General features: G+C 44.2%; 19 protein-coding genes and 1 pseudogene. 11 read left to right on the top strand and 9 right to left on the bottom strand.

The genetic code is table 11. The features are described 5' to 3' along the window. Together H6F77_RS22235 and ggt are read left to right on the top strand one after the other, a co-directional pair. The coding region (locus tag H6F77_RS22235; protein ID WP_199313350.1) for a DNA primase family protein at positions 1 to 2,614 on the top strand (2,614 nt) is incomplete at its 5' end. Positions 2,615 to 3,185: 571 nt separating this feature from the next. Continuing rightward, positions 3,186 to 4,943: a gamma-glutamyltransferase gene (gene ggt, locus H6F77_RS22230; RefSeq protein WP_190427264.1), complete on the top strand. Its 1,758-nt coding sequence runs from the start codon at positions 3,186 to 3,188 to the stop codon at positions 4,941 to 4,943. A 599-nt stretch (positions 4,944 to 5,542) separates the two neighbouring features. On the opposite strand, the gene H6F77_RS22225 is transcribed toward ggt, so the two are convergent. Together H6F77_RS22225 and H6F77_RS22220 are read right to left on the bottom strand one after the other, a co-directional pair. After that, positions 5,543 to 6,718 carry a hypothetical protein gene (locus tag H6F77_RS22225; RefSeq protein WP_190491100.1) on the bottom strand — a complete coding sequence of 392 codons (1,176 nt, stop codon included), beginning with the start codon at positions 6,716 to 6,718 and terminating at the stop codon, positions 5,543 to 5,545. 137 nt (positions 6,719 to 6,855) lie between these two features. Further along, positions 6,856 to 8,535, bottom strand: coding sequence for an amidase (locus H6F77_RS22220; protein WP_190491099.1), 1,680 nt, complete (start codon positions 8,533 to 8,535; stop codon positions 6,856 to 6,858). Positions 8,536 to 9,105: 570 nt separating this feature from the next. Between H6F77_RS22220 and H6F77_RS28525 the strand changes: the two genes are divergently transcribed. From H6F77_RS28525 to H6F77_RS22195, 6 genes are all read left to right on the top strand, one after another. Further along, entirely contained in the window at positions 9,106 to 9,231 is a 126-nt protein-coding gene (locus tag H6F77_RS28525; RefSeq protein ID WP_255515837.1) for a hypothetical protein, read from the top strand. Between the two features lie 89 nt (positions 9,232 to 9,320). Then, entirely contained in the window at positions 9,321 to 11,156 is a 1,836-nt protein-coding gene (locus tag H6F77_RS22215; RefSeq protein WP_190427256.1) for an amidase family protein, read from the top strand. Positions 11,157 to 11,245: 89 nt separating this feature from the next. Next, positions 11,246 to 11,632, top strand: coding sequence for a hypothetical protein (locus tag H6F77_RS22210; protein WP_190427253.1), 387 nt, complete (start codon positions 11,246 to 11,248; stop codon positions 11,630 to 11,632). A gap of 211 nt (positions 11,633 to 11,843) precedes the next feature. Beyond that, the gene (locus H6F77_RS22205) at positions 11,844 to 13,499 is read left to right on the top strand and encodes an amidase family protein (protein ID WP_190427250.1); all 1,656 of its coding nucleotides are present in this window, start codon (positions 11,844 to 11,846) and stop codon (positions 13,497 to 13,499) included. Positions 13,500 to 13,809: 310 nt separating this feature from the next. After that, positions 13,810 to 14,448 (top strand): nucleotide-binding protein, encoded by a 639-nt coding sequence (locus H6F77_RS22200; RefSeq protein ID WP_190427247.1) that lies wholly within the window; start codon positions 13,810 to 13,812, stop codon positions 14,446 to 14,448. Beyond that, a complete protein-coding gene (locus H6F77_RS22195; RefSeq protein WP_190491098.1) occupies positions 14,445 to 14,756 on the top strand; it encodes a ribbon-helix-helix domain-containing protein in 312 nt (103 codons plus the stop codon). The genes H6F77_RS22200 and H6F77_RS22195 overlap by 4 nt, the downstream gene beginning before the upstream one ends. A gap of 24 nt (positions 14,757 to 14,780) precedes the next feature. Here H6F77_RS22195 and H6F77_RS28955 read toward each other — a convergent pair whose 3' ends face one another. Further along, positions 14,781 to 14,978 (bottom strand): helix-turn-helix domain-containing protein, encoded by a 198-nt coding sequence (locus tag H6F77_RS28955; RefSeq protein ID WP_190427242.1) that lies wholly within the window; start codon positions 14,976 to 14,978, stop codon positions 14,781 to 14,783. Between the two features lie 386 nt (positions 14,979 to 15,364). On the opposite strand from H6F77_RS28955, the pseudogene H6F77_RS22185 reads away from it, so the two are divergent. Continuing rightward, a pseudogene (locus tag H6F77_RS22185) lies at positions 15,365 to 15,547 on the top strand (transposase); the annotation flags it as partial. Between the two features lie 98 nt (positions 15,548 to 15,645). Here the strand turns inward: H6F77_RS22185 and H6F77_RS22180 are convergent. The 3 genes from H6F77_RS22180 to H6F77_RS22170 form a co-directional block, all read right to left on the bottom strand. Beyond that, positions 15,646 to 17,061, bottom strand: coding sequence for a GAF domain-containing sensor histidine kinase (locus H6F77_RS22180; protein ID WP_206753489.1), 1,416 nt, complete (start codon positions 17,059 to 17,061; stop codon positions 15,646 to 15,648). A gap of 516 nt (positions 17,062 to 17,577) precedes the next feature. After that, positions 17,578 to 17,958: a cupin domain-containing protein gene (locus H6F77_RS22175; RefSeq protein WP_190427240.1), complete on the bottom strand. Its 381-nt coding sequence runs from the start codon at positions 17,956 to 17,958 to the stop codon at positions 17,578 to 17,580. Continuing rightward, on the bottom strand, positions 17,927 to 18,073 hold the full coding sequence (locus tag H6F77_RS22170) for a hypothetical protein (RefSeq protein WP_190427237.1): 147 nt from the start codon (positions 18,071 to 18,073) through the stop codon (positions 17,927 to 17,929). Before H6F77_RS22170 ends, H6F77_RS22175 begins: the two co-directional genes overlap by 32 nt. A 100-nt stretch (positions 18,074 to 18,173) precedes the next feature. On the opposite strand from H6F77_RS22170, the gene H6F77_RS27620 reads away from it, so the two are divergent. Continuing rightward, complete coding sequence (locus H6F77_RS27620) at positions 18,174 to 18,374, top strand: hypothetical protein (protein ID WP_190427234.1); 201 nt, start codon at positions 18,174 to 18,176, stop codon at positions 18,372 to 18,374. Positions 18,375 to 18,522: 148 nt separating this feature from the next. Then, a complete protein-coding gene (locus tag H6F77_RS22165) occupies positions 18,523 to 18,906 on the top strand; it encodes a hypothetical protein (protein ID WP_190427225.1) in 384 nt (127 codons plus the stop codon). A gap of 147 nt (positions 18,907 to 19,053) precedes the next feature. Here the strand turns inward: H6F77_RS22165 and H6F77_RS22160 are convergent, their stop codons facing one another. From H6F77_RS22160 to H6F77_RS22150, 3 genes are all read right to left on the bottom strand, one after another. Next, complete coding sequence (locus tag H6F77_RS22160; RefSeq protein ID WP_199313349.1) at positions 19,054 to 19,323, bottom strand: hypothetical protein; 270 nt, start codon at positions 19,321 to 19,323, stop codon at positions 19,054 to 19,056. An 843-nt stretch (positions 19,324 to 20,166) separates the two neighbouring features. Beyond that, a complete protein-coding gene (locus H6F77_RS28755; protein ID WP_190427223.1) occupies positions 20,167 to 20,952 on the bottom strand; it encodes a GNAT family N-acetyltransferase in 786 nt (261 codons plus the stop codon). Between the two features lie 11 nt (positions 20,953 to 20,963). Then, positions 20,964 to 21,944 (bottom strand): endonuclease/exonuclease/phosphatase family protein, encoded by a 981-nt coding sequence (locus H6F77_RS22150; RefSeq protein ID WP_190427221.1) that lies wholly within the window; start codon positions 21,942 to 21,944, stop codon positions 20,964 to 20,966. Positions 21,945 to 22,467 lie beyond the last annotated feature (523 nt).

Below are 22,467 nucleotides of genomic sequence, written 5' to 3'. Positions count from 1 at the left end.
AGCAATGGCTGCGATTAAGGCTGACGAAAGCACCAATGCAAAAGGATTGCTATTTGTTGAGGGTGAGGAATGTGTAGAGGAACTACGCAGTGTAGGAATAGCTGGAATTACAACCAAAGGCGGGGCTTGGTCTGAGTCCGCTCTAATGGCACTAGCTATGGTGCTAAAAAAGGCAAATGTAGTTTTAATTTACCTGAAAGACAATGACGACATAGGCAGTGCCAAAGCCGAGAAAGTTTTAGACTCCTGTACTAAGATTGGGCTGGCTTGCATTGTCATCGACCCAGTTGCAATTTACCCTGACTTACCCGAAAAAGGAGATGTAGTAGACATCTTAAAAGTCATGGGTTCAGCAGAATTTATTAGAAAGCTAGAGGAGGAAATTCATCGGTCATTAGAGGAGCGCTCAGCTCAAGAGACTAAGACAGAGACTGAATCTCAGGAGCAACAACAGGAGAAAAAATCTAAAAAGATACCAGCCGCCGACAAAGTAGCTGAGGAGATTGCAGAGGAATATCGTAATCGCCTCGCTTTCAACAACATCACAAGTTCTTGGATGCGGTATGAAGCCGAGCTGCCTGGAGTCTGGTCAGTCGAATCTGATAACTTCATTGAAAGCATCGTCAGCAACATACTAAAAACCCTTGAAATCAGCGGTTACGGCTCTCACTCCTACATCACAAACATCGTCAAGAAACTGCGATGTGAGTTAATGCAGCGGACATGGGATGAAAAGAGTGCCAATGAATTACTGCCTTTTAGTGACGGAGTGCTGGAATTAGCAACAGGTAAGTTACTGCCTCATTCACCCGGCTACAAATTTACATGGGCGCTGGAACGGACACACGATACCAATGCGACTGATTGGAGCCTGATTGACGAATTCCTAACCCATGCCACAGGTGGAAATCCTGCACTCAAAGAGATTTTGATTTGTTTCGCCAATGCCGTCCTAGTGGGGCGCTCCGACCTGCAAAAATTCCTTCACACAATTGGAATTGGCGGCAGCGGAAAAGGCACCTATATGAGGCTTCTGGTTGATTTAATTGGCATATCCAACGTTCACAGCTCTACGTTGGAAGACTGGTGCGGTAATCGCTTTGAGGCTGCCAACGCTTACCGCAAGCGCCTAATAGCTTTCTGGGATGAAGACAAGGGCAATCGCCAGATGGGTAAATTCAAGAGCTTAACTGGCGGCGACTGGCTACGAGCGGAAGAGAAAGGAAAGAAAGCTTTCCAATTCAAATTCGATGGCATGGTAGCCGTCAGCTCCAACTTCCCGGTTTTCGCTGGTGACAATTCTTCTGGGATGTCACGCCGAATTATTGCCATTCCGTTCAATCAAGGTGTCGTCCCATCCAAGCGCCGGGATTTAAACAAAGATTTTCAACCACAGTTGGCGGCGTTTACAAACTACTTATTGAGCATCCCTGCCGAGCGCGTAACAGAGGTGTTGCTGGGACTTGAATCCGTTCCAGAAATGGACGAGCAGTTCTGGGAAGGGCGCATCCGAACCGACAGCATTGCAGCATGGCTCAACGACTGTGTAATTCGTGACGCAATGGCATCAACTCCAGTCGGCAATGATTCCAATAACATCCACACACTATATGGCTCTTACTGGAATCATTGCAAAGCTTCGGGTACTTCACCCCGTGCTTCTAAAAACTTCAGCCCTGATTTATTGGAGCTGTGTCAAAAAATCTTGGGCTGGACGGAGATAGAAAAAGTTAGTACCAGGGTAGGCAAGGTAATTAAAGGTCTACGGATTCGAGGAGGTACTGACGGCAATATTCCAACCTATGATTGGACACTTTCGCAAGCTGTGAAGGGTGCCGTGACGGCTCGTGATGAATGCCGTGACGGGTCAGAACCGTTGCCGGATAAGGATGTTACGGATAGTGATGGATTATCTGAATATTCTGATGCAATGAAAAAAACGAATGAGGAGAGTAGCGGCGATGGTGTGAGCGGTAAGACGAGTGACACATTATATAAGGATGAAGGCGTTGACCCGTCACAATCCGCCACAGCCTTACAGGGCAACCTTTTTGACCCATCACATAACTCATCACATAACTCATCACAGTACCCGTCACAAAAAATTGCAGAAAATGCTGTTCAGGAAAGTGGGACAACAGCCTTGCAAGACATTCTGGAATCGGCGCAGATGTTGATAAATGCTCAAGACGGAATCATGGCTATGGTGGTGATGTCTATGTTCTGCAACGAAAGCCCAGAACTGTGGAAGGAGATTTGGAAGTGTATCAGTCCTGAGGAACGAGACCGATTAAAGAAACTAAAGTCCGAGGCTCAAGACAAAGCCAAAACCGGGGATAAATGCAAAGTCCGACTCATCCGTGAAAACAAATACGAGTGGGTTGACGCAACGTTCGTTTCTGCCGTTTCCGCTCCACAAGACCCGCAAAAACTGCATTGCACGTTTGAACTAGCTAGTGGAGAAAGAGTAGATATTTGCGAAAAGAATGAATGGCTACTGGTTGAGCTTGATGACACTGGTGTGTTAGCGGAGATTGACGAAACCGAGGAGATTGACGAAACCGATTTCCTATTGGGAGAGATTGAGGAAGGCGATTCTCAATCTGGTGATTAGTAAAGTTGTTGGCTCTTAAGCGATCGCGTTTTCCTTCATGAGTGCGCGAAATTTGGGTTAGCTCTCGTGCATTTCCTCCCTGCCAGGTTGAACGCGAAGGACTATGCCCTTAAGAAAGCTTGCGCTTGGCAATCTGCTTCCAAGAACGCGATCGCTTTATTTAAGTGCCAATGGCACCTAATTTTCTGCTTCCTACTTTTGGCAGTTTAAGCGGGTGATTCTTTGTTCTATCTACAAAATATAAAATACAAGCTATAACAGCTTCTTGTCTCTAGCACATTAAGCCGTGAGTAGTGCTGAGCAAATGGGCTCAGGTCAATCCTTATCTTTCCTTTGCTCCAGCTAATTCGCCCAACAGGCTTTTTATTAAGCTACTTAAATTTATATCCTCCTGGCGCTGCCGCTTCTTTTGTCTGAGGTTTGAGTAGTAATAGTAGCTAACCGGGTAGCTGCTATAGATTAAAAGCAGCATATTGCCTACAGTTGTAAATTTCAATACTAATTTCTCCAGCAAAGTATCTTAATAATGTGAGTCATATAGGGACAGGGTAATTACTAAAGGGGCTTCTCAATGTATTTGGCTAGGAAAAAAGTGACGGTTATTGCTTTGGCAAGTGCATTCAGTTTTTCAACCGTTTTTGCTCCAGTTTTGGTAGCTGTCTCAACTCTTACAAAAGTTAATGTAGTGAACGCTGCTAACCGACCAACTACTATGTCTATGAATGGCATGGTAACGACACCTCACTACTTAGCTTCTCAAGCTGCTTTAGACATACTCAGGCAAGGTGGGAATGCTGTAGATGCTTCGATTGCGGCTGCATCTACGTTAGCAGTAGTTTATCCACATATGAACAGTATTGGAGGAGATAACTTTTGGTTAATTTATAATGCTAAAACTCGCGAATTAAAAGCCTTAAATGCTAGCGGTAGGTCCGGTCAAAAAGCAACAATCGACTTCTATCAAGCTAAAGGTTATACAAAAATCCCCTCTAGAGGCTATTTAGCAGCCAATACAGTACCTGGAGCGGTTTCTGGCTGGGGAGAAGCCTATAAATATGCTCAACAAAGTATAGGTAATAGTCTGCCTTGGAGTAAGCTGTTTGATTCTGCCATTAGCTATGGAGAAAATGGCTTTCCAGTAACTCCTAGTCAGAACTATTGGACTAAAACGAATATTGATGAGAAGGACAAAGAATTCCGTAATCTTCAACGTTTTCAAGGCTTCAAGCAGACCTATCTCAAGTCAAATGGTCAGTCTTACCAAGCTGGTGAAGTCTTTAAACAGCCACAGCTTGCTAAAACCCTGAAGGCAATTTCTGAAAAAGGGGCTGCTGAATTTTATAAGGGTGACATCGCTCAAAATATCATCAAAGACTTAGAAGCTAACGGCGGGATTCTAACTCTAGAAGACTTTGCCTCACACACGGCTGATTGGGTTGAACCGATTTCAGCAGACTACCGCAAATACAAAGCCTATAATTTTCCACCTAATACACAGGGAATGGCTTCTCTCTCGATTCTCAACATCCTCAACAACTTTGACTTGAAGAAGATAGGGGAAGGCACAGTAGATTACTACCACACGATAGTAGAAGCAACAAAACTTGCTTTCGCCGATAGAGACAAGTATCTCAGCGACCCATCCTTCGTTAATATTCCTTTGGATACGCTTCTGTCCAAAAAGCATGGTAGGGATTTAGCAGCACGCATCAATATGAGAGTTGCTGTTAAAGAAGCTAAGCTCCTCGATCCAAAAGGCGATACTGTCTGGTTGGGTGTGGTTGATAAAGATGGCAACGCTGTATCTTTAATTCAAAGTATATATCATGACTATGGAGCGGGGATTGTTGCTGCAAATACGGGAGTTTTGCTACAAAATCGAGGGAGTTTCTTTTCTCTAGATCCAAAGCATGTTAATCATTTAGAACCCCGAAAGCGAACCTTTCATACTTTGAATCCGGCAATGCTATTTCAGGATGGAAAACCCTATTTAGTTTACGGAACAATGGGGGGAGAAGGACAGCCACAAACCCAAGCTGCCCTTGTAACTCGGATTGTAGACTTCGGATTTAGTGTACAAGATGCGATTGAAGCACCGCGATGGTTGCAAGGTCGTACTTGGGGAGCCTCATCTAATGACCTTAAAATTGAAGGACGAGTGCCGCCAACTGTAGTCAAAGGGTTAATTCAAAGAGGTCATCCAGTCAAGGTAGTGGATAACTACACAGATACAATGGGACACGCAGGGGCAATTCTTATTGAGCCGGCAACCAACATAAAATTTGGTGGTGCAGATCCACGCGGAGACGGGGCTGCTGTAGGGTACTAACGGATATTAGATAACAAATTATATTTGGGATTTTCTCAGCTTTTGGTGAAAAGGACATAATCCTTGTTATGTTGCACTCTCGGCGATTTTTGTCACGATGCCAAATTAAATGACATTGAGACAAATTCGTGTCGCTCGTGCAAAGTTGCTCTACTGCAAGATTGCAGAGAAAGTTTGTGCGACCAACCTATCATTAGCGCCAAAGGATTGTGTACTCTGGCTCCAAGCCCTTTAGCAGCTAAGTCTAGCTGTGCTGCTTTAATGACACTAATATCTCTCCACGACAATTAAAAAGTTACTGTAGGGGTATGAGTAGTATCCGAACAAAAACTTACGCTAAGGGGCGTACCAATTGAACCTGCTAGAAATCAGAAGCTTGAACCCCTTAACTTTTCGTATTAAAACGCTGTACTAAATCGCCTTTGTATAGCAATGGAGATTTTTTAGTCGCTAAGGCTGGAAGTTTTGCTGAACATGGACTTCAGCCGCTAGTTTCATTAGGCACTTAATGATTCAAACTGTCTCGCTTTTGACTGCAACCGGGACACTTGATGTCGCAAAAGCTTGCTTTTACGTTGATGTAGCCTAATTGCTTTAGCCTAGTCAAACATCAAAAATGGGACAGTTGCTCTTAACGACCAAAAATTCTCGGCTGCTATACAAAGGCGAGGATATATTCCAGGCATTAACCAAATAAACTCAAATTTAGAGGCGCACGAAGCTAGGAGAAAATTGTAATCCAGCTTTCTATACTCAACTCCTCCTACAATGCCCTTCCCGGAGCGCTGAAACTCCTTCCACAAGTCTTTTGCTATTAGGTAGTCATTCCGAATTTCTGAAGCAGCATTTGCTAACGATGCGGCCTCAAACCCTTCAGCTCGTCGCAGCTGATAAACCCATTCCTTAAATTCCGGTAGCGGGTTCATACCTTTCATCCACGGATCTCTTGAATCCGAGCATTCTGTCTTCTTTGCCGGGTGTATCCGTCTATTTGTCAGCGTGGCTGTCTCTGTCGCTGTCGCTGTTGTCGTATTGCTCGTTGTTGCAGGGTTTTCTGTTTTTTCAGCAGCTGTCGCAGCTGTCGAAGTAGTTGCAGCTGTCGAAGTAGTTACGGGCCTTTCTATTTCTTCAACAATTTCCAGTGTGTGTGTGCATCCGGATCTTGGTCTTTCTGTTTTTTCATTTTCGTGTGTGTGCGCTTCCGGATCTAAATCTAGATGCACGTACTCTTTGGAGTAATCTATGACCGTAATCTCTGTAAGAGGTTCTTCCGTTTTCGTCATTTTCCTTATTCCGGTTTCGTCAATTTGGTTATTACCTTTTGAGGAATAACCAAATTCCTCTTTCGGTAATAACGATTTTCCTGACTGTCTTATCTGATTTTTGGCAACATCCGAGTCAATACGACCGTCAAACATAGACACAGCATGGTTTTTACCTTTTGAGGAATAACCATTTTCCGCTTTTTGTTGATTTGATTTTGGTGAATACGGATTTGATGGTGGATTCTGCACCACTTCTCGGTGTAAATCTAAAAATTTGTCCCAATTCACTCGCAGGTGCTTGGTCGGGTTGCCGTCAAATTTGTAAACTCGGCTGACTATTAGCTCTTTTCGCTCAAGTAAAGCGCAGGCTCGATCAAATTCTTTTTGGCTTATCCGACACTCATCCCACCATTCATATCTCGCCTTCGCCAGCCACCGATACCCGTCTTTTTTTACACGTAGTTTTAATTTCCCGATTAAGCATGGCAACCTGACAATCGGGCTAATCATTGCAGGTTCTAATTGGAACTTTTGGAGATTGCAGGTACGAACAATGCTTGGAGAGTGAAGGGTGACTGCTAGTACAGCATCGGGAGTATAGAGCCATCAATATTTAACCTCTTGTGGCTCTATACTTTGGCTGTTTCTCAAACCTTCTTGCGACGACGTAAAGGAACGATGGCACTGAAGACACCGAGGGCTAGAAGGGCAGAAGTAGGGTTAGATTCGGGAACTAATTTGGGTGCCTTCCGGAATCTCGTCTCCTGTTCAAATGCATAAGCATAGTTGAGCAAGCTTGCCTCGCTGAACATATCCCCTAGAAACGCTACGCTAAACGGAGTTCCAGAAGCGTAGTATCCGCCAGGCAAATTCACTTGGGGTGTTCCTAGCAAATTAATCTCTGGCACGGTGGTAGTAGTGTATGACCCATCGAACAATAGTCCCGGTTCACTTCTCTGTTGTGGGAAGAACAGCCCGTCTAGCTTATTATCCGCTAGTACTGTTTGGAATAGGGACAGCATCGTTTTCCGTCCGTCCATAAACTTTTGCACCAGATCAGTCTGAAAAACGTTAGGCTGTTTCACTGACTCTTCAAGACCATTTATTGGTGTAAATGCTCCAAGTAACGGTCCACTTTCAGCTAGGAGATCAATCCCTGTTATGTTCTGAAATTCTGCTACAGACGTGGGCGACTGGGCTGGATCGAGTGTCTTCAACCATTGCGTCAAATCATAGGGTGTATTCGAGCCACCATATGCGGTAAAAGTTGCACCTAGAGTATTGAAATTCGTCCCTGCAAACGGATCTTCTACGACCTCTGCTCCCAAATTCTTTAGGATTGAAATAGAGTTACCATACAGAGATTTTGTTTCCTCTGCTAGTTCCACATCTTTAAATCCTGTACCAAAAAGCCCAAATCGCTTTCCCTGTAAGGATGTAGTTCCTAACCCCGCAGCATATCCCTCTGTCGGGATGTTGCCAATTGCAACTGCTGAGTTTGGGTCTGATGGATCATACCCTGCAATTACCGTTAAAAAGTTAGCTGCATCCGTCACTGTCTTGGAATTAGGGCCAAAAACATCACGGGTTGAGCCAGCCAGGGGAATCCCACCACTTGTAGGAACCAGCCCAAATGTTGGCTTGATCCCAACTAAGGCTTGGGCACCTGCCGGATTTTGAATCGACCCGCCTGTTTCTTCAGCTGTTCCTTCGGCAGCAAAACTCGCTGATACTGCTGTTGCAGTTCCTGTACTACTACCACCTGGGACTATATCAATATTGTAGGAATTGAGTGTTGGACCAAGATAACTGGTGTTCGCATTTGATCCGCTTCGCGCAAACCTTGGTAGGTTTGTCTTTCCAAGAATAATTGCTCCTGCATCTTTCAACCGCGCGACGATCGGTGAATCTTCCAGTGGGATCATATCTACCCCACCATTCTCACTCGTAAAACCACTATATCCACCTGTTGTTCGCACACCTGCAACGTTCATCGAATCTTTGATGACAATCGGTACGCCGAACAATAACTTTCCGTCTGGGATCTGACCATTGTTAGCCAAGAGTACAGCATCTGCTGCCGCTGCATCTTGCAACGCATTAGGATTAAGGTAAGTAAACGCATTGTAGAGTGGGTTATACTTGTCAATTCGTTCCTGGTAAGAACTTACTAGGTCTTGAACAGTATACTTTTGGGCTGCTAGGTCTAACTGAATCTGAGCTGACGTTAACTCTACTACATTTACCGATGACCCTCTCAACGAAGCCGCCTGTGCGGCGAATGGTGATGTAGAAACACCAATCATTACAGCTACACTAGCAGCCATGTTGCTTTTTCTCACTATATTCACCCTGCACCACAATGTATGTTTCTTTGTGAGGATTGTTTATCACTTTTTTTCGCTTCTTATCTGTATCGAATTTACTAATTCTTTAAATATTCTCTAAGTGCCGGGTAAAAATTGTAGGAGCCTACGTAAACATCAAACCTACGGCAAGCTCTTAGTTGACCTGAACAAGAGCCAAACTATAGCGCTTACGGATTAAAGCCGCTTTGCAAGACGGATGGAAGGTGATTCGGACGATCCGCTTCTCTGGTAATCGCAACCCTCATCCGGTCATTGCTTCTGGTCAACAGCATGCTTAGCGTACCTATCGTATAGAGTCCACAATCCTCACCTTTGAGTACGCTCCTAACTAAGCTTTTTCAGTCAAGCAGGCTAGTTACTTACCCTCTCATTCCCAGATATTGAATGGTTGTATCTCATTGAACAGTTATTTCTTTGGGAAACTCATAACTTTAGACATGAAAGATCCGCACACGCACTATTTTTAGTGATGCATCTGTTGGTGTAGTTCTTTCGATTGTCTTGATCAGGAGTGGAACTGGAGCATCTATGCAAGATTCAATGAAGGCGATCGCTTCTCTAGCAATGCAGGCGACGATGGTGAGCGAAGCGGAGACAGAACCAAACAAAGATTTAGAACAGTATTGTCTAACTCCCCTTGAAAATATCCGCTAACTCACAATACAAATTCCTAAAGCTTAAGGCTTTATTCAGCCTATTGATTGCACTTCAATCAATGGCATTTACCTAAGAGGATGGATTGAGTGTTAAAAAGTATTAGACATACTGCTGTAGTGGCGATCGCCGCCCCAACCACGTTTCTGTGTTTTGTTGCTGAAGCCGTTAATGCCGCAGTCTTTAGGCTAGAAGAAGCCTCGATTGCTAAAATTAATCAAGCCTTTGATTCCGGTGCGTTAACCTCCGAAGAATTAGTTCAGCTTTATCTCAACCGCATTGCCACCTATGATGATGCAGGCCCGATGATTAACTCGGTTCTTGCCCTCAACCCCAACGCTTTAGAAACTGCCCGAGAATTGGATATTGAACGCCAATTGTATGGCGCACGTAGCCCTCTGCATGGTATTCCAATCTTGCTCAAAGATAATCACGATACCTCTGGCATTCCCACCACAGGTGGTTCAGATGCCCTAAGGGGTTCACTACCGCCAGATGATGCCTATGTAGTTCAAAAGTTTCGTGAGGCAGGAGCTATCATTCTGGGCAAAGCCGAAATGGATGAATTTGCTATTTCTGGCTCCGGCTATAGCTCCATTGGTGGTGCAACCTTGAATCCTTACAATTTCAATCGCTCAACAGGTGGTTCTAGTGGCGGCACTGGAGCAGCAATCGCTGCTAACTTTGCGGTATTTGGCACGGGCAGTGACACAGGTGGCTCAATTCGTACCCCTTGCTCTTTTCAAGCTTTAGCCTGCATCCGGCCAACTCGCGGATTAGTAAGCTTGGATGGCATCATTCCATTTGTGTTGTCGAGAGACATGATTGGTCCGATGGCGCGGAATTTAACTGATGCTGCCACAGCATTGAGCGTAATGGTTGAATTTGATCCTAACAACCCCAGCTTTCAAACGCCTATTGCTGCCCCTGATGTTGAACTGGATAAATTCTACACAGACTACACACAGTTTCTTGATAAAGGTGCCCTCAAAGGATCTCGCCTTGGTGTTTTACGCAATTATTTGGGCATTGACAATGGCATTGATCCAGAAATTACGCAGATTACAGAAGATGCGTTGGATCTGATGCGGGGATTGGGCGCAACAACTGTGGACGTTGCATTTGATACTGATTTCTTGGCGCTCACCAGCAGCCTTTATGGCACAGCAATTCCTGTTGAACAAGAAAAATACCTGGAGGAATATTTAGCTACCCTCGACTCTGAATATCCCAAAACCATTGAAGAACTCATTGCAGTGCTGGAGACTCCAGAAATTGCTGAGTCTGACACCCCTTCTATCGTACTTGGCACCCTAAGGCAATCAGCAACTACGCTAGGTATTACCGATCCAAATTATGTCAATGTGGCGGAATTTTTGACTCCTTTTGTCAGAAATACGCTACTGGACACCTTAAATTCTCTGGATCTGGATGCTTTTGTTTTTCCTACGTTGAATACGTTTGCTCGTCCGTTGCGCGGAACCATTGATCCAACCTTCGAGAGTTTCCCTGGATCTCCTCCAGCTCGTCCGGTTGAACTTTCTAGCTCAACGGGGTTTCCTGATATCACGGTTCCCGCTGGGTTTGGCTCAACTAATTTGCCAGTAACTCTCTCGTTTACGGGACGCCCTTATGATGAGTCCACCTTACTAGGGCTAGCTTATGCATTTGAGCAAGCAACGATGGAGCGCCGTCCATCACTCTTAGTTCCAGCCTTACCAGGTGAGGTAATTGAATATGAGTCTGTCCCTGAACCCGGCTTGGTTCCTGCTTTGCTCCTTTTAGGAAGCAGCATGCTCTCAATTCAGGTAGCGCGGAGGAGAAATCAGAAAACTCAAGTTGAGGCAGTGCTACCCGGTTTGGTAACAAAAACAGCTCTGGTGAATGTTCATTCGGAAACTGTTACGCGTTCTGTGGATGTCTAGATCGGTATTCTTTAAGTTCAGCTTTTTCGTTGTTTGGCTCCCTTTCACGGATGCTGTGATCAATTCTGCTTAAGAAAGAAGAATGCTCAATGGGCTTAGAAATTGCTTTATTGCTCACCCTGATTATTTCTGGATTAGGATGCAATAGCTCAAGCATAAATATGGAGGCAACAGTTTGGTCTTGTGAGGCGTCAGGAGTCAGCCGTTCCTACACAGTAGAGCTGCTAAATCGAAGTTCTAACCACTTTGAGCTGAAAATTTACGATGCTCCTAATTTTCTACAGGGTAACTATAAAGAAACCATTGAAATTACTGTAGAAAATACTGACACTCTTGCATTAGTAGGGACAGGGCAAACTTCAACAGGTGAACAGATTCGCGTGACGGCATTGAGCAGTGCGGTAGACTTTACTGTGACCAATAGTAAATATGGCACAGCAGTAGGTCGCTGTGTTCTCAATGTAGAAATGAACTAACTTGCACAACAAGATTCCCTTGGATAGTCTCTTTACTAAAGCTTCATGTATTAAATTGCTTTATGAAGATTCGATAAATTTTTGGTACTGTCTGTATCGGATATCACCGCAATCTTACTGTGCTTTCAAATATATAAAGCTTCAGTGCATTCCAGCTTACTCATTAGCGCTTTAGTGGGGCTGGATAAAGAACCTTTCTAGATGGGGAATTATGGTGGTATCTATACCTATTAAAAAGACAATTGTTGCGCTTGCTTCGCAAACCCTGGCTTTGGTGTTTCTACCGGGTATCGCTAGTGCAGCGTCTTTCCGTCCAGAGGAAGCAACTGTGGGTAGTATTGAGTCTGCGTTAGGCTCTGGCACAAGTTGTACCAGCATTACGCAAGCTTACTTGAATCGTATCCAAGCTTATGATGATCAGGGTCCTGCTCTAAATGCAATTATCAGTATTAATCCTAATGCTCTGGCGATCGCTGCTGATCTAGATGCCAGATATGCTCAGTCGGGACCCGTGGGTTCATTGCACTGTGTTCCTATTATTCTCAAAGACAACTATGAAACGTTTGATATGCCTACAACAGCCGGAGCACTGGCACTAGAAGGCTATGAGACGGGACAGGATGCGTTCCAAGTTGCTCGATTGAGAGAATCTGGTGGATTGATTCTTGCCAAATCAAACTTATCTGAATTCGCTTTTTCCTTTACTACAGTTAGTTCATTAGGAGGTACAACCCTCAATCCCTATGACCTTGCCAGGAATGCGGGAGGGTCTAGTGGTGGTACAGGAGCGGCGATCGCTGCTAACTTTGGTGTAATTGGGATGGGGACTGACACAGGAGGTTCCATTCGTGTGCCATCTTCATTCAATAGCCTGGTTGGAATTAGACCAACCATCGGGCTTTCTAGCCGTGATGGGATTATTCCGTTAGCCCTAACTCAAGATGTGGGTGGTCCTATGACCCGCAGCGTTGCAGATGCGGCGATCGCTCTGGAAATCACGGCAGGGTTTGACCCTAATGATTCGGTAACTGACAACGAGAAAGCACCCGTCAAATACACGGATTTTCTTAACCCAAATGGTCTTCAAGGTGCTCGGATTGGCGTGGTTCGCGATCTCTTTGGCTTAGATTCCAATCCTGAAAGTATTAAAACAACAACTGTCATTAACTCAGCAATTGATGCGATTAAAGCATTGGGGGCAAAAGTTGTAGAGGTTACAATCCCCAATCTGGCTCAAATACTGGAGTTTCCCAGCTTGAGTAATTTTGAATTCAAACGGGATCTCAATACCTTTTTAGCAGAACGACCAGTACCTCCATCAGGCGTGACAAGTTTAGGGGACATTATTGATAGTGGATTATATCTGAAAGACTTTGAGGCATCCTACATTGCTAGAAACAATCGGATGCCGCCTGAACTCGATCCTGAATACTTGAAAATTATTACAGAACGTCCGACCTTGACACAAACTTCATTGTTAGCTGCACTGGAGGGCTTAGATGCTCTGATTTATCCATCTGTTGCTAGCCCACCTAATATTTTTAATCAGCCGCTAGCATCCGGTGCTGCCAATCGTTTGAGTCCATTTTCCGGCTTTCCGGCAATTACGGTTCCTGCTGGATTTACGGAAGATGACCTGCCTGTCGGTCTGGAGTTTTTAGGGAGAGCCTACGATGAGGCAACACTCATCAAGCTAGCATACAGCTTTGAACAAGGCACCTTATTCCGCCGCCCTCCTGCCAGTACCCCACCACTAGAAAGTAAAGCAGTTCCTGAGCCGAGAACCCTTGCCGCTCTGAGCTTGTTTGGTTTTATAGCAACAGGACTGAAGCGCAAGCAACGCCAGAAGGTTGGCAATAACTGCTAAAGTCTATAGCCTGCAAGACCAATAAAATTGGCGACCGACTCTCCTCAACAAAAACGTTTTGGGGGAGTGATCAATAGACCTCCTGCATGCCTCATGAGTCATGCAGGAGGTCTATTGCGTACCCTGGCTCCAAGCCCAAAAGCAGCTAAGTCTAGCTTTGCTAACGACACTAATATCTCTCCACGACAATTAAAAAGTCACTGTACATTTTTACCGCCTAACCGCATTAAAGAAAGCCAGAACTACCAAGCTGTTGGCTATCATTGGAACAAAATACAGTAAGATAAATCAGGAATAAAATGCAGTAAAAATGACCACCATCTGCTTCAGCAATTTAAAGGGTGGAGTAGGAAAATCAACAACTCTTACCCATTTTGCCTATTGGTTATCTGCCATCAAAAAGCGCAAGGTTGCGGTCATTGACGCTGATGGTCAGAGCAGTACCTCCACCTGGCTGCATTCAATGGATACAGAAGTGCCTATATATCGCATGACCGATCCAGATGAATTGGCTGAAGAAATTCCCAAGCTGGAAAAGACTGTGGATTATTTGGTAGTGGACAATGCCGGGAATTTGGGAGAAGCAACCCGGTGTACGCTTCTAACTGCAAAACTTGCAGTAATTCCGATTACCCCATCAGGACTAGATTTAGTTTCAGCAGCGTCGGCTGTCAGGATGGTACGGCAAATCCAAAATGCCCGAAGTGGATTGCCGCTATCCGGCATCTTCATTAATCGAGGAGTGAAGAATACCAAACTGTTGAAAGAAGCCCAAGAGCTGTTAAAGCAACTGGAAGGAGTCAAGGCATTCAAGCAAGTTATCTATCAGCGGCAAGCGATTGCTGATGCCTTCTTGCAGAACACAACAGTCTGGGGGCTAAAAGGGTCAGACGATGCAGCGTCAGATTACCAGCGGTTATTTACAGAGATTTTGAGGTTGGCGAAATGAGCAAGAAGAAACCTCGACATTCCTTAACTGATTTGGTTTCTCAATTTTCTTCATTAAGTAACTTAGAACCAAAGGCTGCGCCTGCCAGCAAACAAAAGACAAAAGGGAAGAAGACGGCTCCGACCCAGGAAGAAGAAAACCTGCTAGAAAAGCTGAAGAAGCAAGTCCCCTCAAAAACCCGAATCACGCTTGACCTTGACCCAGAAACCTACGAGCAACTATCAGAGTTAGCTGAGTACACAGGGCAGACCAAAGCTAAATTGCTTCGCGCAATAATTCGGGAAGTATCCAAATTACTGCAAAATTAACAGTTAAAATAATCAGTTTAAATTTTAGTTAAGAGTTAAGTTGGCACGACGACGATAATAAGTTGAGCGACTAATCCCTAAATGTTTGCAAATGTCCGCAATTGTGTCGGGCGAGGTATCAGCCAACTTAACGGCAGTGGAAATCTTCTTAGAATTGTGCTGCTCCTTTCTACCACCTCTCCTGTCTCTAGCTCTGGCAGCAGCTAATCCGGCAATATCCAATTTTCCTTAAAATGTCTCGTAACTCATTTATTAATTATTTGATAAGACATAGATTAAAAGATGGGTTTTGAGACACGGTGCAGGTAGATTTGAGGCGTGTTGTGCCAGCTCAAAAAATCTGTCTTATAAACGGTCGTTTGTAAACCACAGAACTGAGTTATGTTAGATATGCTTTTTTTTAGCAACTCTAAGTTAAAGCGATAGAAAAAGCCAGGAGTCACATGGGTATAGGTACTGGAAGCCAATTATCAGAGTAGTCTTTAGATGACACAAGCTACTCAATCGGGACAGTTTTGACGCATCTATAAATCTTTGGCTTCCCTTGCCCTCGACTATCCCTAACATATTGCCATTCAGAACAGTCTGAAAATTCAATCTTCAGTCCTCGCAATTCATCAATTATCGAAAATATCATTGATCAACTGAAGAATATTTCTCAGATTGAGCATTCCAGGCATCGCAGCCCGGTGAACTGTATGGTGAATATCCTATGCGGATTGATTGCTTATTGTCATCAGCCCAAGAAGCCTTCACTCAATTTGGACTTCGCTTTCTCTCAAGCTGCTTAACCCGAACTCAGGTTAGCAAGAATTTCTACTCTTCTATCATTACATGTTAAGCAGTACCCATTTTTTCTAGGATGAGTACTACTCATTAACTACCGCAGCTAAGCTATAGGTAATTGGATGCTCACCATCGTGCCTGTCAACTGGTCAGACTGAATAAATAGTTCCCCGCCATGAGCGTTGACGATGCGTTTGACAATGGCAAGCCCCAATCCAGTGCCGCAAGGTTTCGTAGAGTAGAATGGCTCAGTTAGCTTGGAGAGAACTTCCCCAGGAATTGAGCCGCCACCATTGTGAACACTGATAAAAACCTGATCTAGAACGGTACCAATCTCTACGTGCCATCTGACTACATCCCCAGGTGCAATCGCCTCACAGGCATTGCGGACAATGTTGATAAACACTTGTTTGAGCTTGTCCTTATCCGCCACGATTTTGACCGTAGCCTTAGCCGGAATGAATTCTATCTGCCGCTCCAGTGCTTCCGGCATCTCGCGGATTGACATGAGCATCTCATGAATGAATTCATTCACATCCAAGGTTGAGAGCTGCAACACTTGAGGTTTCGCGTAGAGCAAGATTTCACGCAATAGGCGTTCTAGACGGCCCGCTTCGCTAAGAGCTAACGATAACCGCTCTTGGGCTGCTTTGGGCAGAATAGTCTTCCTAAAATAATTCAACCCCATAATCATCGTGGTTAGAGGGTTGCGAATCTCATGTACAATCATGGCAGCAAATTCGCCAATAGCTGCCAGGCGTTCCTGCTCTACTAACTTGACTTGAGCTACCCGCAGTTCCTCTGTCCGTTTTTCTACTTCTGTCTCCAGAGCTTCATTAAACTGTCGCTGCTGCTGGTAGAGATGATAGTTATCAATCGCCGTGGCAGCGCGTTCCGCAAACAGCTCAACGATTTGAATTTCTTCTGTTGTAAATTCGCGCGGTTGCCGATGAAAAGAGCAGACTGTGCCAATCACTTCACCTTGGGAAGTCCGCAACGGTATCCCCAGATAAGCTTGATAACCCTTTGCAGGTCTGCCATACTCTGGCTGGGTTTCAGCATCCTCAACAGCTAGAGTACGTCCAATTTTTATAACAGTACCAGTTAATAAACCGTGCAGCGCATAGATACGAGGAGCGTCTTCATCCATGTCGATACTACTTGCCAGTATCGTCTCAAACCCGTCTTGGCATAGGGTCACAACCGTCCAATCTATTTCGACCAGTTGGCTGACTCCGCAAGCAATGTCTTTCAAATAGCTATTCAGTTCGCCAGACCGATAGCTAAGGGAGGACAAAACCCCTAACGCCTCCCGCTCTCTCTGCCACTGGCGGCGCTGTAATTCCATGTAATCGTCCTTAGCTTGGCTCACGGCTGGCTTTGGCGGGGGCGCAAAATACTGAGTTGAGACAGCAGTAAGAGTAGACTTTTCTTCAAGTGGAGTCACCCGTCTTGGTTCAGGGGGGATATAGTTAGCCTTCCTGGCTGAACTCTTAATCTTTTTTGGATCAATGCTCATGGTATTGTTCGTCTCTATCTCTAGTTGTTAAGCAATTTTACTTTTAATTAATTTGATTACTAAAATAACCAACAGAAACAGAACACAGCATGATACGGCTACTAGTGTTTCTTTTATTTTTGGTGATACGACTACGATAAATTCCTGCCCTTTAATTAAAGCAGAGAAGCTTGAGACACAGAATGGCATGAGATATAGTCTAAATGTTTGCCAATTGTTTCTTTTGCCAATCTTCCCGGAAGAAATACTTAACATAGTCCTGTACCAATTACAATGCTTATACCAATTGAATCAATCCATAACTTAAGTGAAGGATCAAAATAGAAATAAACTACTACAACATACCAAATGAGATAGCACCATAGAATAACTTTATCTAATTTTATTTTATAAAGTTATTGAATCAACCCTTTCATATATTTAAAGTGATTCTTTTATTTTCACTTAGCATTTGAAATCACCAACTGTCAAAGACAGCCTAGTGAATTAATCCTAAACCGTTCAGTGGATAAATAATTAGGAATGGAGAGCTAAAGAATCTTCTAACGAGGCAAGTTGATACCCCGCATCGGCTGGCGACACGACTGAAATAATAACCAATGGCTGATCACTGTTGTTGAATACTCCGTGTATACATCCGGTATGAGCGACTACCACATCCCCTGCAACGATTGGTTTTGTAGTGCCTGCTTTATCCAGATAATATTCCCCTTTCCCTGTCAAAACAGTCCAAGTATCTTGCCCGTTAGGATGGATGTGCGCGGGGATTTCCTGTCCCGGCTTGATGTACCAGGCTACAACAACGGCATCCTCGGATTCGGTAACGACCGAACGAATAGGCTCCCCGTCCGTTGGCTGAAAAAATTTAGAACTGTTGAATATTCGGGTCGTACTCATCTTTGTCCTCTCTCACTATATAGGCTACACCAGTAAAAACAGTGCCGTCTTTGAGAGTCCTCTGAGATGAGATTTTCTCAGCAATCGCCTTAGAGCATTGTCTCGTCGATAACATTACAGTAACTTGATTTTAATGTTGTTGTGTCACTCTCGTCAGAGCAAAATCTGAAAGCTTTACACACAGGGAGTTTCACCGGTGGGACTTAAGAGGATGTTTGAAAAGTTGGTTAGTGGGACTTAGCCATTTTCTAGCCCCTAAAGGGGCTGAAAAGCTCTCTGAACAAGGAAAAGAGGTTGATGACCTAAAAAAACCTCAAACCCTTGCCAACACTAGATTATTCCCATTTGAGCTAAAAGTCTTTTTAGATGTGGATTTAAAGCCATTTTCGCTTCAGTTTTTGTCTAGACCCCGTTAGCCCCAATAGCCGAGCCTTTTCTGCTTTCTCAGAAACTTTTAGGTAATACTCATCTGCCGTTCAGGATGAACTCATAACAGTGGTTCATCTTTGTAATCAAGCAAAGAAATTGATTAATTCCACTCAATACCTACTCCGAGATTACAGTATGAAACGTCTAGTTCTTGGTAGCATATCTATTTTATTAATGTCAGCAATGGTAGCACCAGCTCTGAAAGCTGAGGTCGTTGCAGAAACTACGCCAGTCAATGTGTCGCAAACCCAGACGACAGATGTGCCATCAAAGATCGCAGCGCGCATGGCAGTAACGCCTTTTAACCTCGTTTTCTTAGCTTTTCAAGGTTTCTTCGAGACGCAAGGAATTCCTAGTTCTATGGACTTTGTTTCTGCTTATCGCAATAAGCAGGTTAGTGCTAGTGACCTTATTAAAATCGCCGTCAGTATGAACAGGCTGCCCCAAAGCACCCTGACTGATCGGGGATACCTCAACGCTGTTGAATCTCAACTGAAAGGTCTCGTATCTAACGATTGATAAACCCGCATGGGGCGGGTGCAGAATGAGGGATGTTACAGAGTATCGCCTGTTTTGCTCAAGATGCGATTACTTTAACTTAACTTAATAACTCCTGGTTTGCCCATTTTTACAGGAGTTAGGAAAAAGTTTATCCAGGGGTAAAGATTAACCAGCAAGTTGAGTGTAAATAGTAGTAGGAAAGCTAAGCAAGGTAAAAATACGCTGTTGCAACGGACAGAGAGTAGTCAAATGGGCATAAACTTGGTTTTTGACCTCAATCAGCAACAGTATAATCTCTTTGAACGCAGCAAGAAGGAGTTCGGCAGTTGGACGTGAAGTCTTTCGTTGTGGATTACCAACATAAAGTCCAGCAAGCTGGCGTTGATGATCTTGCTTGAGGCTACGACGCACCTGAAATTCCAACAGAGTCAACATACGTAAACCAATTGAAAGCAGTCGAATCAAACCAGTAACATCAGGGCAAGAGCATCTCAATTAGAGTTGACACAAGGAATCAGAAGAATCTAAGGTATTGTCAATAAAACAAGAACTGAGAACTTGAATCATATAATCATCATCCATAGCGGCTCGTTTACTGTTTTGGTTCTTCAGCACTTAGTATGCTAAATACATAGCAGAATAAGAAAAAGAGAGATAATGTACAGTGACTTTTTAATTGTCGTGGAGACATATTAGTATTGTTAAAGCAGCAAAGGTAAACTTAGCTGCTTTTAGGCTTGGAGTTAGGTTAGCAATCCTTTGGAGCTGTTCCACATGAATAATGTTCTCAAAAAGCTCAAAGTGGAAACTCGTTACCAGGCAGTCGTTCACTTATTGCAAAAAAATACTCTGGCTGCGAGAGCCAAGGTACAAACAGCATCGAAAAATAATTGCAGTCGTATCGCTGCGTTCACTCCACATTTGGGGGGTCACAGCTAGTTACGCTCAGTCTTCTCAAAAATTCAAGTACAGCAAATTGGGGCAATCGCATTTAAGGCAGCGATTCAGGAGTCCTACTCGATAAAACTAGAATGCTCGATTGAAGTTGAGAGAGGATCTTCTTCCAATCCGGAATATCTTCATTGAAACTACCCATCAATGCCCAATGATTTACCACGATTGGGGGGTAGCTTGGAAGAGTGCAATTAATCTGAGCCAATTGGCACCGAGTTGGGAACTCGCACTTCAAAGAGAAAAGATGACGGGCTGTGAGTAGCAATAGCGTTATATTAGTTGCGGTAAAAGTTGGTCTGTTGCGACGCTTCAACAGCCTCTTGTCTACTTCAACTCTAGAGAATACTCGCCATAAGTAGCAATCTGTTCAAAACCCAACTTCTCATAGCAGGCTATTGCATTCCTGTTGTCAGCTAATACGTTTAAGCCAATGTGGTCTACGTGCCTCAACAACTCCTGGCATAGCCTCGCACAAACTGCTGTTGCCAGTCTGAGTCCTCGAAACTGTGGGTGTGTTGTAACGTTACCCAATGCTGCAACTCTGTACTGCTGCGAATAGATATGCACACCCGCAACACTCACCAGGGTTTCCCCACGTCGTAGACCATAGTAATAGCCAGTTTCCAGCATACGCGGCTCAAACCAGTTGCCTGGATAGCTTACACCGTATAACTCTTCTAATTCACTCCCCTGGGATACTGACACTGGTATAACGGCTGACGTATCAATACTCTCTAAGTACGAACTGTTAGTCAAAGCCATTTTGTAATGTACGCCGTGCTTAGTTAGCTGGTAGTCCTGTGCGAAGACAGCTGCTAAGGAGCCACTGAGATGGGCATAAAACTGTTTTGGCAGAAGGTGGATGATTGACCGCAGCAACTCCTCCATTAACCCTGTGGGTTCAGAGGTGAGGGCAAGAACAACAGGCATAGATGCTCCCGTGTAGAGCAAGACAAGCTCAAAAATCTCTTGGTGTTTTTTGAGGGCATACCACGTTGTGTACTGCCAAAAGAAGTCATCTAGATCTCCAAGCTCATAGAGATGGAGAAAAGTATTCTGACGCAAGAACAGCTCGATTTCTTCTTTGGCGTGGAGGCAAACTGGCTTCACGAAAGAGGCTCCTAACGTAACACTAAGTCAGTAACTAGCGATGCGTGGTCAGAATTGGCATTCCCTCCTGTATAAATTCGAGCGACACTAAAGTGCTTGCTGACCAAGCAGTGGTCAATGGAAATATTCACCAACGGGATCAGCCAGGAAGGAAAATGTACGTGAGTTGCTGGTCGTGGCCAACTGGGTAAGATGCCAAAACCCAAGCGGGTGTTATGCAAGGAAGTTTTGTTAATAAACCGCCGATAATAAGGCGACCACGGCGTTAAATTAAAGTCTCCCACTAAAATCAATGGCTGATTGACTCCTCGAATATAATCGCTCAACGCCGCTAGCTGACGATTGCGGCTGTGAAAAGTCTGCCGCTTCACAGGTACTAGAGGATGAGTCCCAATTAACTGAATAGGCTCTTTGTCTACTTCAATGGTTGCTAGGAGGTTATGACCTCCTTTCCCATTAAAGTTATCTCCCTTAGCCTGTTGAATGGAAAAGCGACTGAGGAGGGCAAGACCGCCACCAGGACTTCTGAAAGAATAAGGCAAAGTGTCTTTTAACCCAGCTTTTAAATTTTCAACTGCGTCTTGGTCAACTTCAATAAATAAAGCCACGTCTGGGTGGTTTTTCCGCACTAACTTAATAACTTCATTGTCACTATTATTCTGGATATTAAGGTTAAAAGATAAAATTCGAATGGGTTTTGCTGCCTTACCAACTACCTGTTGCGGATGAGGAAGATACCAGGGAATAACCTCAATCCCATTCAGTTCCACCAGTAATAAGGCAGCGAGAATTAGTATTTTACTCTTAAGATGGTGTGTTCTCCAAAGAATGACTAAAACACTACTAACTATTAACGATGAAATAAAATACTGGACTCGGAAATGAGTTAGCAGTTCTACCGGCCAGAACCAAGCGATGTAGGACAATAGGGATAGTAATCCTAAAGCCAACAGCGTGGCGGTTGCCACAATTAAAGGTATTCGTTGGAGCATGGGTTCCGTCAAACGTGGTCTTATCAATTACAGCAGATTGCAGGTTGATGAAGTACAGTAACAGCACTTTTGTCAGATAACAGATTATTTGTCGTCTTAACAAATTGTTGTCGTTGAGCGTTTCTATCGCTACTAAAGCCTAGATATATTTGGATGAAGAAAAGCTGGAGTTAAGACGATTATGGCTTTGAAGAGGAATTCCTACCAAAGTGTTATTTAGCCCAAAAACACTACCGTAGAAGATTTGAGAAGTTTTGGATTAACGACACTAATGTGTTAGTAGCGACAAATAATTTGTTATCTGACAGTAATTAAAAACGACCTTGGGCTGAGTAGACCACCCCACAACCCGCACTGAAGTGGGTCAGATGAGATAGTTACGCAAAACACTAATTACTGCTCTGTGACCGCTTTTGGTTTTGGCTTGGGCTTTGGGGCGGAAGTAGTCCTACGGGCAGGGTGGGCAGCATCCTTATGGGAACGCGCCTCATCGGGCTGACGAGCTTTTGAAGCCGCCAGCCTT

This window comes from Microcoleus sp. FACHB-831, assembly GCF_014695585.1.
In the GTDB taxonomy this organism is placed as follows: Bacteria; Cyanobacteriota; Cyanobacteriia; order Cyanobacteriales; family FACHB-T130; genus FACHB-831.
Note: the sequence above shows the minus strand (reverse complement) of the source record. Positions and strands in the feature narration are given on the sequence as shown.